This is a genomic window from Archangium lansingense, assembly GCF_026626635.1.
Classification (GTDB): Bacteria; Myxococcota; Myxococcia; order Myxococcales; family Myxococcaceae; genus Archangium; species Archangium lansingense.
The window spans coordinates 7,948,459-7,963,042 of the sequence record NZ_JAPNKA010000001.1 but is presented as its reverse complement, the minus strand read 5'-3'; the positions used below and the strand labels follow the sequence as shown (position 1 = coordinate 7,963,042).

At 67.8% G+C, this 14,584-nt stretch carries 17 protein-coding genes; 14 read left to right on the top strand and 3 right to left on the bottom strand.

What is annotated here, in order from left to right; translation table 11 throughout:
- The first annotated feature begins 1 nt into the window (after nt 1).
- The 11 genes from rplO (at nt 2) to rplQ (ending at nt 7,715) form a co-directional block, all read left to right on the top strand.
- Nucleotides 2–517, top strand: coding sequence for a 50S ribosomal protein L15 (rplO, locus tag OV287_RS31710; RefSeq protein WP_267537789.1), 516 nt, complete (start codon nt 2–4; stop codon nt 515–517).
- A gap of 126 nt (nt 518–643) precedes the next feature.
- Nucleotides 644–1,990, top strand: a complete 1,347-nt coding sequence (gene secY / locus OV287_RS31705) for a preprotein translocase subunit SecY (protein WP_267537788.1) — start codon at nt 644–646, stop codon at nt 1,988–1,990.
- Between the two features lie 140 nt (nt 1,991–2,130).
- A complete protein-coding gene (locus OV287_RS31700) occupies nt 2,131–2,778 on the top strand; it encodes an adenylate kinase (RefSeq protein ID WP_267537787.1) in 648 nt (215 codons plus the stop codon).
- Nucleotides 2,779–2,867: 89 nt separating this feature from the next.
- Nucleotides 2,868–3,632, top strand: coding sequence for a type I methionyl aminopeptidase (gene map / locus OV287_RS31695; protein ID WP_267537786.1), 765 nt, complete (start codon nt 2,868–2,870; stop codon nt 3,630–3,632).
- Nucleotides 3,633–3,769: 137 nt separating this feature from the next.
- Nucleotides 3,770–3,988: a translation initiation factor IF-1 gene (infA, locus tag OV287_RS31690; protein WP_043409051.1), complete on the top strand. Its 219-nt coding sequence runs from the start codon at nt 3,770–3,772 to the stop codon at nt 3,986–3,988.
- Nucleotides 3,989–4,066: 78 nt separating this feature from the next.
- Nucleotides 4,067–4,183, top strand: a complete 117-nt coding sequence (gene rpmJ / locus OV287_RS31685) for a 50S ribosomal protein L36 (RefSeq protein ID WP_002633586.1) — start codon at nt 4,067–4,069, stop codon at nt 4,181–4,183.
- Between the two features lie 51 nt (nt 4,184–4,234).
- A complete protein-coding gene (gene rpsM / locus OV287_RS31680) occupies nt 4,235–4,618 on the top strand; it encodes a 30S ribosomal protein S13 (protein WP_267537785.1) in 384 nt (127 codons plus the stop codon).
- A 68-nt stretch (nt 4,619–4,686) separates the two neighbouring features.
- Complete coding sequence (gene rpsK, locus OV287_RS31675) at nt 4,687–5,136, top strand: 30S ribosomal protein S11 (RefSeq protein WP_267537784.1); 450 nt, start codon at nt 4,687–4,689, stop codon at nt 5,134–5,136.
- 63 nt (nt 5,137–5,199) lie between these two features.
- The gene (rpsD, locus tag OV287_RS31670) at nt 5,200–5,826 is read left to right on the top strand and encodes a 30S ribosomal protein S4 (protein ID WP_267537783.1); all 627 of its coding nucleotides are present in this window, start codon (nt 5,200–5,202) and stop codon (nt 5,824–5,826) included.
- Nucleotides 5,827–6,029: 203 nt separating this feature from the next.
- The gene (locus OV287_RS31665; RefSeq protein ID WP_267537782.1) at nt 6,030–7,124 is read left to right on the top strand and encodes a DNA-directed RNA polymerase subunit alpha; all 1,095 of its coding nucleotides are present in this window, start codon (nt 6,030–6,032) and stop codon (nt 7,122–7,124) included.
- Nucleotides 7,125–7,298: 174 nt separating this feature from the next.
- On the top strand, nt 7,299–7,715 hold the full coding sequence (gene rplQ / locus OV287_RS31660; RefSeq protein WP_267537781.1) for a 50S ribosomal protein L17: 417 nt from the start codon (nt 7,299–7,301) through the stop codon (nt 7,713–7,715).
- A gap of 129 nt (nt 7,716–7,844) precedes the next feature.
- Here rplQ and OV287_RS31655 read toward each other — a convergent pair whose 3' ends face one another.
- From OV287_RS31655 to OV287_RS31645, 3 genes are read right to left on the bottom strand one after another with little or no spacing between them, the layout of a single operon-like run.
- Nucleotides 7,845–8,489: a hypothetical protein gene (locus OV287_RS31655; protein ID WP_267537780.1), complete on the bottom strand. Its 645-nt coding sequence runs from the start codon at nt 8,487–8,489 to the stop codon at nt 7,845–7,847.
- Nucleotides 8,490–8,535: 46 nt separating this feature from the next.
- On the bottom strand, nt 8,536–9,942 hold the full coding sequence (locus tag OV287_RS31650) for a tetratricopeptide repeat protein (RefSeq protein WP_373371923.1): 1,407 nt from the start codon (nt 9,940–9,942) through the stop codon (nt 8,536–8,538).
- Between the two features lie 9 nt (nt 9,943–9,951).
- Nucleotides 9,952–10,740 carry a lysophospholipid acyltransferase family protein gene (locus OV287_RS31645; RefSeq protein WP_267537779.1) on the bottom strand — a complete coding sequence of 263 codons (789 nt, stop codon included), beginning with the start codon at nt 10,738–10,740 and terminating at the stop codon, nt 9,952–9,954.
- Nucleotides 10,741–11,055: 315 nt separating this feature from the next.
- Here OV287_RS31645 and OV287_RS31640 point away from each other — a divergent pair, with 315 nt between their 5' ends.
- From OV287_RS31640 to OV287_RS31630, 3 genes are read left to right on the top strand one after another with little or no spacing between them, the layout of a single operon-like run.
- Nucleotides 11,056–11,670 carry a deoxynucleoside kinase gene (locus tag OV287_RS31640; protein ID WP_267537778.1) on the top strand — a complete coding sequence of 205 codons (615 nt, stop codon included), beginning with the start codon at nt 11,056–11,058 and terminating at the stop codon, nt 11,668–11,670.
- Complete coding sequence (locus OV287_RS31635; protein ID WP_267537777.1) at nt 11,667–12,839, top strand: DUF2314 domain-containing protein; 1,173 nt, start codon at nt 11,667–11,669, stop codon at nt 12,837–12,839. The genes OV287_RS31640 and OV287_RS31635 overlap by 4 nt, the downstream gene beginning before the upstream one ends.
- A gap of 30 nt (nt 12,840–12,869) precedes the next feature.
- A complete protein-coding gene (locus OV287_RS31630) occupies nt 12,870–14,579 on the top strand; it encodes a sigma-54-dependent Fis family transcriptional regulator (RefSeq protein ID WP_267537776.1) in 1,710 nt (569 codons plus the stop codon).
- Nucleotides 14,580–14,584: the final 5 nt, after the last annotated feature.

The window sequence follows — 14,584 nt, the reverse complement described above, 5'->3', positions numbered from 1 at the left end:
AATGACTACGCTCAACAACCTGAAGCGCCCCGCGAACTCGTGGCACCGCAAGAAGCGGGTGGGCCGTGGCCAGGGTAGCGGTCTGGGCAAGACGGCCGGCCGCGGTGGCAAGGGCCAGAAGGCTCGTTCCGGTAACATGCGGTTCGAGGGCTTCGAGGGCGGTCAGAGCCCGCTGCAGCGCCGCCTGCCGAAGTTCGGCTTCAACTCCCCCAACCGCACCATCTACGCGGTGGTGAACCTGGCGGACCTCGAGGCGTTCGACGCGGGCGCCACGGTGGATGAGGCCTCCCTGAAGGCGCGTGGCCTGGTGAAGGGCCGCTACGACGGCGTGAAGGTGCTTGGCAACGGCAAGCTCACCAAGAAGCTGACCGTCCGGGCGCACAAGCTCTCGGCCACGGCTCGTGAGGCTGTCGAGAAGGCGGGCGGTTCCGTCGAGCAGCTGCCGCTCGTGGCCCACAAGCCCGAGTCCGCCTCGAAGGCCCACAGCGGTAAGGGTGTCAAGCAGGCCAAGTCGTGAGGGCAGGGCGCATCACACTCCTAGTGGTGCGCGCCGCTCCATCCGTGTAGGATTCCGCGCCCCTTTCCGAATTCGGACGGGGGCGCTGTTGTTCTCGCTGAAACCTTTCTGGGGGATGGTTCCCACGTGGCTCTGAACGCCTTCGCCAACGTCTTCCGCATCGCGGAACTGCGCAGCCGGCTCATCTACACGCTGGCGCTGCTCGCGGTTTACCGCATCGGTATCTTCATCAACACGCCCGGTGTGGATCGGGCTGCGATGAACGCGTTCATGGACGCCCAGCGCCAGTCGGGCGGCCTGTTCTCGCTCTTCAACCTCTTTTCCGGCGGCGCCCTGGACCAGATGTCCATCTTCGGTCTGGGCATCATGCCGTACGTGTCCGCCTCCATCATCATCCAGCTGCTGGCGGTGGTCGTGCCCAGCCTGGAGCGGCTCCAGAAGGAAGGTGCTGGCGGCCGGCAGAAGATCAACCAGTACACCCGCTACGGCACCATCTTCCTGTCCGTCATCCAGGGCATCGGTATCTCGCGGTGGCTGGCCTCGCTGGGCCGTTCCGACGCGGGCCAGAGCGGCTTCAACCAGATCGTCGTCCCCAACGACAACGCCTGGTTCACCTTCATGACCGTCATCTCCCTGACGGCGGGCACCGCGTTCATCATGTGGCTGGGTGAGCGCATCACCGAGCGCGGCATCGGCAACGGCATCTCCCTCATCATCTTCGCGGGCATCGTGGCCGGCCTGCTGCCGAGCGGCAAGACGCTGCTGGACATGATCAGCCAGGAGATCATCAGCGTGGCGGCCGTGGGCGCCCTGCTGGCGTTCATGGTGCTCGTGGTGGGAGTGGTCGTCTACGTCGAGCGCGGCATGCGGCGCATCCCGGTGCAGTACGCCAAGCGGATGGCCGGGCGGCGGATGTTCGCCGGTCAGGCCACCTACTTCCCGATGAAGGTCAACACCGCGGGCGTGATTCCTCCGATCTTCGCCGGCGCGCTGCTGTCCTTCCCGGCCACGTTGGGGACCTGGTTCCCGGCCCTGCAGACCGTGCAGCGCAGCATCGAGGGCAGCCCCTGGGTGTACAACGGCATCTTCGTGCTGCTCATCGTCTTCTTCTCGTTCTTCTACACGGCGCTGACCTTCCGGCCGGACGACGTGGCGGACAACATCAAGAAGCAGGGCGGCTACATCCCGGGCATCCGTCCGGGCCGTCAGACGGCGGACTTCATCGAGGGCGTGCTCAACCGCATCACCTTCGGTGGCGCGCTCTACCTGGCCGCCATCTGCGTGATTCCCTCCATCATCAGCAACGTGCTGGGTGTCCGCTTCACCTTCGGTGGCACGGCGCTGCTGATCGTCGTGGGCGTGGCGCTGGATACGGTGCAGCAGATCGAGGGTCACCTGATCAGCCGCAACTACGAGGGTTTCGCGGGTCCCCGCGGTCCGCGCATCCGCGGCCGGGTTCGCGTGGCAGCCTAGTCGAGTCAGCAGCTTCCCTGGCGCTCCTCCCCAATCACCCCGGGGGGGAGCGCCTCGTCGTTCCGGGGGTGTGTGAGCAGCGGGAGGCGGTTCGCGCCGTGGCCCTCCCGCGCTCCTTCCTGTCGCGCTGAGAGAAACCTATGAACCTCATCCTGTTTGGCCCGCCGTTCGTGGGGAAGGGGACCCAGGCGAAGAATCTGTACGCGGAGTTCAAGCTTCCGCAGATCTCCACGGGTGACATCCTCCGCAAGGCGGTGCGTGAGGGCTCGGAGATGGGCAAGCTGGCCGGGCCGTTGATGGCCGCCGGCTCCTACGTGCCGGACGAGATTGTCATCGGCATCGTGGAGGAGCGCCTCAGGGAGCCGGACGCCGCCAATGGCTTCGTCCTGGACGGCTTCCCGCGCACCATCGCCCAGGCCGAGGCGCTCGAGCGCATGCTCGCCAAGCTGGGCAAGAAGCTGGATGCCGTGGTGTCCCTCAAGGTGCCGCACGAGAAGCTCATCGAGCGTGGCTCGGGCCGGCGCTCGTGCCCCGCCTGCGGCTCCGTCTACCACGTCTACCAGAACCCTCCGAAGCGGGCGGGCTACTGCGACAAGGACGGCACCGGCCTCGTGCAGCGTGACGACGACAAGGCCGACGTCATCGAGAAGCGCCTGAAGAAGTACGACGCAGAGACCGCGGCTCTGGAGCCGTTCTACGCGCAGAAGGGCCTGCTCAGGACGATCGACGGGGTGGGGTCTCCCGAGGGCGTGTACGCGGACATCAAGAAGGCGCTGGGCAAGGCCTGAGCGCCCGCTGAGCGGCGGGGCGGGCAGGGGCGGGGCTCACACGGATGGTGAACCCGCCCTCCCGCGGTTCAAGCAGGGATGAGGCTGTCATGAGCCAGGTCGAGATCAAGAGCCGGGATGAGATCGCCCTCATGCGCGAGGCTGGGCGCATTGTGAGCGAGATCCTCGACGAGCTCGAGAAGGCGGTGGCGCCGGGCGTCACCACCTGGGATCTGGATGCCCTGGCCGAGAAGCTCATCTACCAGAAGGGCGCCAGGCCGGCCTTCAAGGGCTACCACGGCTTCCCCGCCTGCTTGTGCGCCTCCGTCAATGACGAGGTGGTTCACGGCATCCCCTCCAAGCGGCGCACGCTGCGCGAGGGGGACCTGATGAAGCTGGACTTCGGCGTCGTCTACCGGGGCTTCTTCGGGGACTCGGCCCGGACGGTCCCGGTGGGGAAGGTGAGCTCCGAGGCCGAGGCGCTGGTGAAGGCCACCCGGGAGGCCCTCAACAAGGCCATCCAAGCCATGGTGGCCGGCAACCGCATCGGGGACATTGGCCATGCGGTGCAGTCCCATGTGGAGGCCCGGGGTTTCTCCGTGGCGCGCGGCTTCACCGGCCATGGCATCGGCCGCCACCTCCACGAGAAGCCCGAGGTCCCCAACCACGGCCAGCGCGGCAGCGGCATGAAGCTTCGTCCAGGAATGGTCCTCGCGGTGGAGCCCATGGTGAACCAGGGCACGGATGAGGTGATGGTCCTCGAGGATCACTGGACAGCCGTAACGCGCGACAGCAAGCTTTCCGCTCACTTCGAGCACACCGTGCTCATTACCGAGGGGGGGCCTGAAGTCCTCACCCGGCGTCGAGCCGGGTAGGTGGGCGGAATACAATGAGGTACATGGCTGTTCGTAGAAATTCGGTTTTACTGCGCGAGGATGCTTGCCACTTCTGGACCAAAGTGTTATCCCGCCGCGCTTCCAGAGTTCCGGTGGTCCGCGAGAGGGTTATCTGATTGCCGAAGGATGATTCCATCGAAGTTGAGGGGACCGTAATGGAGCCCCTCCCGAACGCGATGTTCCGTGTGGTGCTGGACAATGGCCACAAGGTGCTCGCGCACATCTCGGGCAAGATGCGGATGCATTTCATCCGAATCCTCCCGGGCGACAAGGTCAAGGTCGAGCTGTCCCCGTACGATCTGTCCCGGGGCCGGATCACCTACCGGGCGAAGTAGCAAGGGCTCGGTTCCGCGGAATGGCGGACCGGCCCTCGAAGCTTTTCTTTTCTAAAGCGAAGGAAGGGAAGTACCGCCATGAAGGTTCGGGCGTCCGTCAAGAAGATCTGCGATAAGTGCAAGGTTGTCCGCCGCAAGGGCATCGTGCGCGTCATCTGCGCCTCCAACCCGCGGCACAAGCAGCGCCAGGGCTAGGCCCCTCAGGGACCGAGCTCCAGACCAACTCACCAGAAGGAACGACTCAAGATGGCTCGTATCGCCGGCATCGACCTCCCGCCGAACAAGCGCGCGGTGATCTCGCTCCAGTACATCTACGGGATCGGCAACAAGTCCGCCCACGACATCATCACGGCCGCGGGGATCGACCTCGCCACCCGGACCAAGGACCTCACCGAGGAGCAGACGCGTAAGATCCGCGAGATCCTCGAGGCGACCTACAAGGTCGAGGGTGACCTCCGTCGCGAGGTGACCATGAACATCAAGCGGTTGATGGACCTGGGTTGCTACCGGGGTCTGCGTCACCGCAAGGGTCTGCCGGTCCGTGGTCAGCGGACGCACACCAACGCGCGCACCCGTAAGGGTCCGAAGCGCGGCATCGTGCGCGCCAAGCCGGCGGCGCCTGCTCGCTAGTTCATCCACCTGCGCCGGCCTCCTGAGGAGCCGGCGTCGATCACCTACCTCACGGAGCAACGAGTTCCATGGCTGAAGAGACCAACGCGCCTGCGGCCCCGGCCGCTGCGGCCCCCGCGACGGGCGACACCGCCGCCGCTGCGCGCAAGAAGGGCAAGAAGGGCAAGAAGAGCATCCTCAACGGCGTGGTCCACATCCAGTCCACGTTCAACAACACCATCATCACGATCACGGACGTGTCCGGGAACGTGATCTCCTGGTCCTCCGCCGGCGCCCGCGGTTTCCGCGGCAGCCGCAAGTCGACGCCGTTCGCCGCCCAGGTGGCCGCCGGTGACGCCGCGGCCAAGGCCATGGAGCACGGCCTGAAGAACGTGACGGTGCTGGTGAAGGGGCCGGGCGCGGGTCGTGAGTCCGCCCTGCGTGCGCTCGCCGCCGCCGGCCTGAAGATCGCGCTCATCCGCGACGTGACGCCCATCCCGCACAACGGCTGCCGTCAGCCCAAGCGCCGCCGCGTCTAGTTCCATTCCGGGCCGCTCTCCTCGCGGGGAGCGGTCCAGACCACCTCTACACGGAGAAGCATCGTGGCCCGTTATACCGCCTCCGCCTGCCGTATCTGCCGGCGTGAGAACCTGAAGATGTACCTGAAGGGTGACCGCTGCTACACGGACAAGTGTGCCATCGAGCGGCGTCCCTATCCCCCCGGTCAGCACGGCCAGGGCCGCGTGAAGTTCTCCGGCTACGGCGTGCAGCTGCGCGAGAAGCAGAAGGTCAAGCGCATGTACGGCCTGCTGGAGAGCCAGTTCCGCGGCTACTACCACCGCGCCTCGGCCGCCAAGGGCAAGACCGGTGAGAACCTCCTGCAGCAGCTGGAGCTCCGCCTGGACAACGTGGTGTTCCGCATGGGCTTCGCGGATACCCGCGCCGAGGCTCGCCAGCTGGTGCGCCACGGCCACTTCACGGTGAACGGCAAGCGGGTCAACATCCCGTCGTTCGCGGTGAAGCCGGGCACCACCATCGAGGTGGCGGAGAAGAGCCGGAAGATCCTCCGCATCTCCGAGGCGCTGGAGACCGTGGATCGCCGCGGCGTGCCGCAGTGGATCGACCTGGACAAGAAGGGCTTCAAGGCGACGGTGAAGACCGCCCCGAACCGCGAAGACCTCACCATGCCGATCCAGGAGCAGCTCATCGTCGAGCTGTACTCGAAGTAATCGGCCTGGCTCGCCCCCCGAGGGCGAGTTCCGCCGCTGGAGCTGTCGTACGCGCCCTGGCCTCACCGCCGGGGCGTCGTGCTTCTGCCGGTCCCTTCGTGCAGCCCCGGGGCCGGCCGTTATTCAAGAACCCCGCGTGCCCATCCTCCCGCCACCCTGGTGGGTAAGTCGGTGGTGGCGCACGCTCTCAGGAGCAGAAGAACATGGCTGACTCTTTCCTCGCGAAGAACTGGCGTGACCTCATCAAGCCCCGCCGCCTCGAGGTCGATCAGGACTCGCTGTCCCCCACCTACGCCAAGTTCGTCGCCGAGCCGCTCGAGCGCGGTTTTGGCACCACGCTGGGCAACTCGCTGCGCCGCGTCCTGCTGTCGTCTCTGCAGGGTGCCGCCATCACCACGGTGAAGATCGAGGGTGTGGACCACGAGTTCACCACCATCCCCGAGGTGGCCGAGGACGTCACGGACATCGTGCTGAACCTGAAGGAAGTCCTCCTTCGGATGCACACGAACGAGCCCAAGACGATCCGCATCGAGGCCGAGGGCCCCAAGGAGATCAAGGCCGGTGACATCATCGCCGACCAGGACGTGGAGATCCTCAACCCGGGTCACCACATCTGCACCGTCTCCGAGGGTGGCAAGGTTCGCATGGAGCTGACGTGCCGCCGCGGCCGTGGCTACGTCCCGGCCTCCGCCAACAAGGTGGCTGGCTCGCCCATCGGCACCATCCCCATCGACTCGCTGTTCTCGCCCATCCGCAAGGTGAACTACCAGGTGACCAACGCCCGCGTCGGCCAGGTCACCGACTACGACAAGCTCACCCTCGAGGTGTGGACGGACGGCTCCGTCACCCCGCAGGACGCCGTGGCCTACGCGGCCAAGATCGTCAAGGAGCAGCTCACCGTCTTCGTCAACTTCGACGAGACCGAGGAGCCCGTGGCGGTCGAGGCCCCGAAGGAGGAGGCCAAGCTCAACGAGAACCTCTTCCGCTCGGTGGACGAGCTGGAGCTCTCCGTGCGCTCGGCCAACTGCCTGCAGCAGGCCAATATCAAGACCATCGGTGATCTCGTGCAGCGCACCGAGGCCGAGATGCTCAAGACCAAGAACTTCGGCCGCAAGTCCTTGAAGGAGATCAAGGAGATCCTCGCGGAGATGGGCCTGTCGCTCGGCATGAAGCTGGAGAACTGGCCTCCGAAGACCCCGCCCGCGCCCGCTCCGGGTGCGGCGGCAGCGGCAGCGGCGGCGGCCGGCGCGGCCCCGGCGGCGGGTGGCGCGGTGCCCCCCGGCGCTCCCAAGGCCTAGTAGACTCTCGCAGTACCTCCTTCCTCGGGGCGGCATGGCCGCATACCTCGGGGGAGGAGGGGGCCTTCCAAGGCCCAACACAGCAACGGTGGAGCCCGTGCCGGTTCCATCCTTCCCACCCGGTACCTCGTACGGCCGGAGTGGTGGACCCCAAAAGGGTCCGAGGTCAGCACCATGCGTCATAAGGTAGGCCAGAGGAAGCTCCACCGCACCACGAGCCACCGGCTCGCGATGCTCCACAACATGGTCACCTCGCTGCTCGAGCACGAGGCCATCCGCACCACGCTGCCCAAGGCCAAGGAGGCCCGGGCGATCGCCGAGCGCATCATCACCCTCGGCAAGCGCGGTGGTCTGGCCAACGTGCGCCTCGCGGAGCGGACGGTTCGCAACCGCGTCATCCTCCAGAAGGTGTTCAGCGAGTACAAGGACCGGTACGCCAACCGCCCGGGCGGGTACACCCGCATCGTGCGCCTCGGATTCCGTCGCGGTGACGGCGCCGAGATGGCCCTGCTGGAGCTGGTGGATCGTCCCGCCAAGGCCGTTGCCGAGGACACCGAGGCCGCTGCCGGCACGGAGACCAAGGCGGAGTAGTCGGCCGTCCCAAGGGTAGTGCACGGGAGCGTCCTTCCTTCTGGGAAGGGCGCTCTCGCGCTTTGTGGGGTCCGCTGTGCGGGGAAGGGCAGGGCGGAGGGCTCCAGGGCCCTCGACGCCCGCTCCGGGCTACTGCGCGTCGTCGGTGAGGTTCTTGCCGTTTTCGAGCAGCACGGCGTCGCCGTCCTCGGTCCGCATCTCGACGCCGACGATCCTGATGTCCGAAGGCGCCGCCTGGCCGCTCGCGTTCAGCAGCTGCTTGGGCGTGACGGTGACGTCCCGGCCCGCCTCCACGCGCGGCACGAAGGCATTCCACTCCACGCGCCGGTCGTCCGTGACGACGATGTGGACCTTCTCCCAGGCCCCCTTGCTCTTGTTCATGATCGTCAGCGAGGCCCGGCTGGTGACGGGCACGAGCTTCGCGCCGAAGTCTCCCGTCTGCTTCGTACCGCCCCGGGCGCAGGTGATGCCGAACGTGCTGATCGACAGAAACACCCAGCCGCTCACGATGAAGGCCTTGTACTTGAAGAAGCGGTCCTGCTCGCGGAACTCCTCCACCTTCTCCTTCACGATGGAGAGGGCGTTGAGGGCCACGTTGGCGGACTCGGCCTTCAGCTTCTGGCCAAGCTGACCCTGCTGCTGCTCCTTGGGCAGAGGGGCCGCGCGCGCGGCGCTCATCACGCGCGGATTGTTCGTCTGCGAGACGCGGGGCATGTTCGTCGACGACGGCGTCCCGCGTGGCGGCTGCTGGGGCTGGTTGGCACCTTCACTCATCGCGTCACCAGTGTAGAGGGCTCGGGCTCCCCCTGGCTACTGGCCCCTAGGGACTCTTGAGCTGCTGCAGCGCTCGCGAGGCCACCGCGTTCTCCGGCTGCGTCTCCAGCACCTTGCGCAGCCAGCGCTCCGCCTTCCCGGCTGCTTCCTTCCGCTCCTCCGGCCGCGAGGACTGCTTCGCCTGCTCGGTGAAGAGGATGCCCAGGCGCAGGGTGAACTCGATGTTGTCCGGATTCTTGTCCACCACGTGCATCAGCTCGCGCTCCGCGCCCGCCCAGTCGCCCTCCAGCTGCCGTACCAGCGCCAGCTTGCCCCTCGGCGCCTCCTCGTCCGGCTCCAGGTACGTCAGCACCCGAAAGGCGTCGCCCGCTGCCTTCAGGTTCCTCTGCTCCAGGTGGATGTCCCCCAGCCGGAACCACGCCACGTCCTGCAGCGGGTTGAGCTCCACCGCCTTCTCCAGGTGCGACCGTGCCGCCTCCGGCCTCTGGCGTCCCAGGTACAGCTCGCCCAGGTAGAAGTGGTTCTTGCCGTCCTCGGGCGCCAGCTCGATGGCCCGCTTGAACTCCTCCACCGCTCGGCCCGCATCGTCCAGCCGCTGCCACGCCAGCCCCAGCAGCGCGTGCACCACCGCCAGGTCCGGGTAGTCCCGCAGAATCTCCTCGAACGCCACGATGGCCGGGTGCGGCGCGTCCAGCTCCCTCAGGTAGCGCAGGCCCTCCTCCAGCTTGGGCTCGGCCGTCTTGGGGAAGCGCGCGAAGGGGTCCGCGATCTGATCCATCAGCGCCCGTGCCGTGGCCACCTCGGAGGGGCTCGGGCTCATCCGCACCAGCGCTCCCAGCGCCGCCACCGCCCCCGCCGAGTCCCCCGTCCGATGCAGCGCCTTGGCCAGCGGCAGCCGGATGACCGCGCGCTCTGGAGCCAGCTCGGCCGCACGCCGCAGTGGACCCACCGCCGCCGCGTACTGCTCGGACTCCAGGCGGGCCAGCCCCAGCCGGTAATGCAGCTCGGGCTCCTCCGGCTTCAGCTCCAGGGCCCGCTCGAAGGCCGCCACCGCCGGCGTCCCCGCATCCGAGGCCCTCGAGAAATACGCCAGCCCCAGCATGTAGTGGTTCACCGCCCGCTCTGCCTGCGCGTTGCGGCGCTGCAGCTCGGCGATCCACGCGTCCGTATGGCCCGCCTTCACCTGGGCCTCCGTCAGCAGCCGCGCCAGCTCCAGGTCCTCCGGAGCTCCGGCGTATTCGGCCTCCAGCAGCGGCAGGGCCCGCTCGGGCTGTTTCTTCGCCAGGTACTCGCGGGCTTGTGCACGCGCGTCCAGGGGGCGCTCGGCGGCGGCGCCATGGCGGCAGCCCGCGGTCAGGCTCAGGCCCAGTCCGAGAACGGCCACGCCGGCCCAGGTGCGCAGCCGGCGGCTTGGAGGACGACGGGAGTCGGGGGAGGGAAGGCGCACGGGCAGAGGGTCTCCTCAGGAGGCGTTGCGGAGGGAGGGCGCGTCACCCTCGACTCCGGCGGCGGCGGTGGCCCTCTCGGGATCTCCTCCCTTGCCGCCCAGCTCAAGGCTCTGCTGGATGATGACGTCGCGCACCGTCCGGGCCAGCCCCTCGCGGTCATTCTCGGCGAAGCCCGTGGTGTCGATGGGCTTGCCAATCTTCACGAACACGGGGCCCGGCTTGATGTTCCACGAGTTCTTCGGCATCACCGAGCCGGAGCCCTCGATGGTGATGGGCACCACGGGCACCCGGGACTTGAGCGCCAGCGCGAAGGGGCCCTTCTTGAAGGGCAGCACCCGGCCGTCGTCCGAGCGCGTGCCCTCGGGGTAGAGGAACACGCTCGTGCCACTGCGGATCTTCTGCGCCGCGGCATCCAGCGAGGCGAAGGCCTTGTCGCGCCGGCCGCGGTTCACGAAGATGTGCCCGGCGAACCACAGGTACCAGCCGATGAGCGGCACGTACTTGAGCTGGTGCTTGGCCACGTACCGGAAGTTCACCGGCACCGTCACGAAGTGGATGGGGATGTCCAGCGTGGACTGGTGGTTGGAGACGTAGATGGTGGGCCGGTTCGGGTCCACGTTCTCCTGGCCCGTCACCACCACCTTGGCCCCTCCCGTCAGGATGAGCACGGGGGACCACAGCCGACGGGCCACCCACACCGTGGCGCTCGGGTTGAGGGTGACGATCGCCACCACCACGGTCATGGGAAAGAAGATGGCGGTGGCGACCACCGCGACCACTATGCACAACAGGTTGCGTAGCATCCTGACGACCTCGTCAACGTCCTTCGGGGAGCCCACCACGGCGTGCTGCCCGGTGTCCCGCCAAAAACGCCCGAACAACGGAGCCGCCCCCGCCTCTTCCGGGTGTCAGCGGCCGCCCGCACGCTCGCGCGCCCAGCGACGGTGGGATGGCACCCCCAAACGTCGTCCAGGGCCAGATGGGCGGCTCGGCCGCGCCAGACTTGGGACGGGTGGGGGCAGGGGAAGACATGGGGGCCGTATCTACCATGTCACCTCGTCACTCGGGCCACCTTGTCTCTGGTGTGCGCCGCCCGGTGGGGGTACAAGCGCGGTGCTTTGGCCAAGAAGAAGTTCATCGCAATCGCAGGCAATATCGGGGCCGGAAAGACGGAACTCACGTCCTTCCTCTGCCGGAAGTACGGCCTCACTCCCTTCTTCGAACCTAACGAGGAGAACCCCTACCTCGCTGACTTCTACAAGGACATGAAGACCTGGGCCTTCCGCTCCCAGCTCTTCTTCCTCATCGCCAAGTTCCGCCTCCAGCGCCAGCTCGAGCTCTCGTCCGGCACCGCCCTCCAGGACCGCACCCTCTACGAGGACGCGGAGATCTTCGCCAAGAACCTCTACCGTCGGCGCTACATCGATAAGCGCGACTGGCAGATGTACTGGGACCTCTACGAGACCTTCTCCCAGACGCTCACTCCGCCGGATCTGATGATCTACCTGCGCTGCCCGGTGAAGACGCTCCGCCAGCGCATCCGCCTGCGCGGCCGGGAGATGGAGCAGGACATCCCCACCGCCTACCTCAACCGCCTGAACGGGCTGTACGAGGAATGGTTCAGTGGTTACAAGATGTCCCCCGTCCTGGTTCTCCCGACGGATAAGCTGGACTATCTGACGAACCTGGTGGACCGCGTGGACCTCTTCCGACAGATCGAGAAGCACCTGTGATGGAGGTCTACCTCGTCGCCATCTCGCGCGCCTCGCCGATCCCCCTCGACGAGCTGCGCGCCGCCTTCGAGTCCGAGGAGATGGGCTTTACCGTCGCTCCCGACGGCCATGGTTTCACCGTGGAAGCCGAGGAATCCCGGATCGAGGTTGTCTACGAGCAGCGGCCCGCTCCCGTCGAGTGGACCCCGGACATGTTCTCCGGCAGCGAGCCCGCCCTGGAGTCGCTTACCCGCGCCAAGGCCTTCTACCGCTTCGCCTTCGAGACCAGCTCCGCCCAGCCCACCGTGCCCGTCTTCGTGGCGCTCATGGTCGCCCGCATCGTCCTGGCCCACGTGGAGGGGGTGCTGGTGGACATCGCCTCCTCCAAGGTCCATGAGTCCGAGGACGTGGCGGAGATCACCGAGCTCGACTTCGACATCCGCGATCACGTCAACCTCCACGCCGTCGAGGTCATCGAGGGCGAGACGCCCTTGTGGGTGCACTCGCACGGGATGGAGAAGTTCGGCGCCCGCGATCTGGAGATCTTCCACCTGGGTGAGCAGGAGCTGCTGCCCGCCGAGGCCTTCCTCCACGAGCTGTGTACCGACCTGGCCTTCGGGCAGGGCCCCCCTCTGCGCAAGGAGATGGGCACCAGCGAGGGGCAGACCTTCATGTTGGTGCCCTCGGAGGAGGCCCGCACCAACCTGCTCGGCGTCCCCTTGGAGGCCTTCGAGGGCCATGAGGGCCTCTTCCTCACGGTGGTGTCGCCCCAGGGCCGGCATAACACCGCGGAACTGCTGCGCCCCTTCCGCGAGCGCTTCGCCCAGGAGCCCACCGAGCAGACCGAGTCCATGCACCAGGAGGCCCAGGCCCACCTGCCCGCCTTCAAGGCGCGCTTCCTGCGCCGCGGACTCATGGAGCCGCTCACCTTCCTCGTGCGCTCTCCCTTCGAGACGCACCCGGACGGCAGCACCGTCACCGAGCAGCTCTGGATGGAGGTGCTCTCCTGGGAGGAGGGCATCATCGTCGGCCGTCTGGTCGACGGGGCCGTCCACACCACCGAGTGGCGCAAGGGCGCTCACGTGGAGGTGCCCGAGGCCGATGTGAATGCGCTCGCCCTCAGCCGGGAAGGCCGCACCCTGGACGAGGACGAGGTTCGCGCGCTGCTCAACGCCGAACGCCCGATGTAAAGGGGGCGGTGGTAGCATCCCCCGCCCGCCATGCCCGCCCTGTTGCTCCTCTCCGGTCCCTCCACCGGTCTGCGTTACGAGGTCCAGACCGAGGCGACGATCGGCCGCAGCCCCTCGTGTGAGATTCCCCTCCCCGAGGACGACCAGATGTCCCGCCGCCATGCACGCTTCTTCGTGCAGGAGGGACAGGTGCGTCTGTCCGACCTGGGCTCGCGCAACGGCACGGCGGTCAACGGAGAGCGCATCTCCGGCGAAGTGTTGCTGCACCCCGGCGATCGCGTGCAGGTGGGAAGGACGACCGTGCTCGTGGAGCCTCCCGGTGCCGCCTCCCTGGGGGACGCCGTTACCGAGGGCGCCAGCCACCTGCCGGTCGAGGAAGTGCTGCCGCACGTCGGCACCGAGGCGGCGCTGTACTCGGCGGGTGCGGCGCTGCTGGGCGCCACCAGCGAGGCCATGGTGCTGCGGCGTATCGCGGAACAGTCGCTCCATGCGCTGCATGCGGACACCGCGGCCGCGCTCCTCGGAGAGGCCAAGGGCCTGCTCACCGCGGCGGTGGTGGGTGCTCCCTCCGTGGAGGTGCCTCGTGACATGGCTCGCGCTGCCCTGGAGCACTCGGAGCAGGGCCGCTCGGCTGGTTCCTTGTGCTCACCCTTGGTGGCTTCGGGCGGGCTGCCCTTCGGCGTGCTCTACGTGGAGCGCTCGGAGCCGGACTTCACCGAGGCGGATGGACGGCTCGCCGCCATCCTCGGGCGGCTCGGGGGCGAGGCCTACGCAGCCGTTCGCTCCCGTGCAGGCGCCCAGCCGGCCCGCGTGGACATGGCGGGCAACTCGCGCTCCTTCCGCAAGGTGGTGGAGCAGGCTCGCCGCGCCGCCGCCAGCGCCGCGCCCGTGGTGCTCTCCGGCGAGCCCGGCACCGGCAAGTCCCTGGCCGCCAGCTACATCCACGCACGCTCGCCCCGGGCCCTCGGGCCTCTTGTGCGAGTGGATTGCCGCGAACCGGCGGCCACCCTGGAGGAGGTGCTCCTCGGACGCTCCAGCGGGCCCGGTCAGCCTCCCGTCGCCTCGGCCTTGCTGCGCGCTGATGGTGGCACGCTGTTGCTGCACCACGTGGAGTTGATCCCCCGCGCCCTCGCCGAGCGGCTCGCCCGATTGATTGCCCGCAAGACGGCCCCGGCCCCGCAGGGCGGCGAGGAGCCCGTGGACTTTCGCCTCATCGTCACCGCGAACGTCCCGCCTCATGTGCTCGCGGTAAAGGGCACGGTGGAGGCCTCACTCGTCCGACAGCTCGCGGGGCTCGAGTTGGCGATGCCTCCGCTGCGCGAGCGGCGTGCCGACATCCCCATGCTCTTCGAGTACTTCGCCGCTCGGGGTGCACGCGCCGCTCGGAAGGAGCCTCCCGTGCTCAGCCCCGAGGCCCGCCAGCTCCTCATGGACTACGAGTGGCCTCACAATGTCCGCGAGCTGGCGCTGCTCGCTGAACGCCTCGCGCTGGTACATGCCGCTGGCGCGCAGCTCCATGCGCTGGCACTGCCGCCAGAGATCCAGGCGGGGAGCGTCTCGCCTCCTCAGCTCACCCTGCAGGATCGCGTCACCCGGCTGGAGCGCGATGCCATCGCCGAGGCCCTGCGCACGGCCGGTGGGAAGAAGATCGTCGCCGCCAAGCTGCTCGGCATCAGCCGCCCCACGCTGGACAAGAAGATCGAGGACTACGGCCTCACCGTGTCTCGGCGGCGAGTGTGAGGGGA

What these genes read in the sequence shown, in the direction of transcription:
- rplO (WP_267537789.1), top strand. Translation starts at nt 2, where the DNA reads ATGACTACGCTCAACAACCTGAAGCGCCCCGCGAACTCGTGGCACCGC.
- OV287_RS31700 (WP_267537787.1), top strand. Translation starts at nt 2,131, where the DNA reads ATGAACCTCATCCTGTTTGGCCCGCCGTTCGTGGGGAAGGGGACCCAG.
- map (WP_267537786.1), top strand. Translation starts at nt 2,868, where the DNA reads ATGAGCCAGGTCGAGATCAAGAGCCGGGATGAGATCGCCCTCATGCGC.
- rpmJ (WP_002633586.1), top strand. Translation starts at nt 4,067, where the DNA reads ATGAAGGTTCGGGCGTCCGTCAAGAAGATCTGCGATAAGTGCAAGGTT.
- rpsM (WP_267537785.1), top strand. Translation starts at nt 4,235, where the DNA reads ATGGCTCGTATCGCCGGCATCGACCTCCCGCCGAACAAGCGCGCGGTG.
- rpsK (WP_267537784.1), top strand. Translation starts at nt 4,687, where the DNA reads ATGGCTGAAGAGACCAACGCGCCTGCGGCCCCGGCCGCTGCGGCCCCC.
- OV287_RS31665 (WP_267537782.1), top strand. Translation starts at nt 6,030, where the DNA reads ATGGCTGACTCTTTCCTCGCGAAGAACTGGCGTGACCTCATCAAGCCC.
- rplQ (WP_267537781.1), top strand. Translation starts at nt 7,299, where the DNA reads ATGCGTCATAAGGTAGGCCAGAGGAAGCTCCACCGCACCACGAGCCAC.
- OV287_RS31655 (WP_267537780.1), bottom strand. Translation starts at nt 8,489, where the DNA reads ATGAGTGAAGGTGCCAACCAGCCCCAGCAGCCGCCACGCGGGACGCCG.
- OV287_RS31645 (WP_267537779.1), bottom strand. Translation starts at nt 10,740, where the DNA reads ATGCTACGCAACCTGTTGTGCATAGTGGTCGCGGTGGTCGCCACCGCC.
- OV287_RS31630 (WP_267537776.1), top strand. Translation starts at nt 12,870, where the DNA reads ATGCCCGCCCTGTTGCTCCTCTCCGGTCCCTCCACCGGTCTGCGTTAC.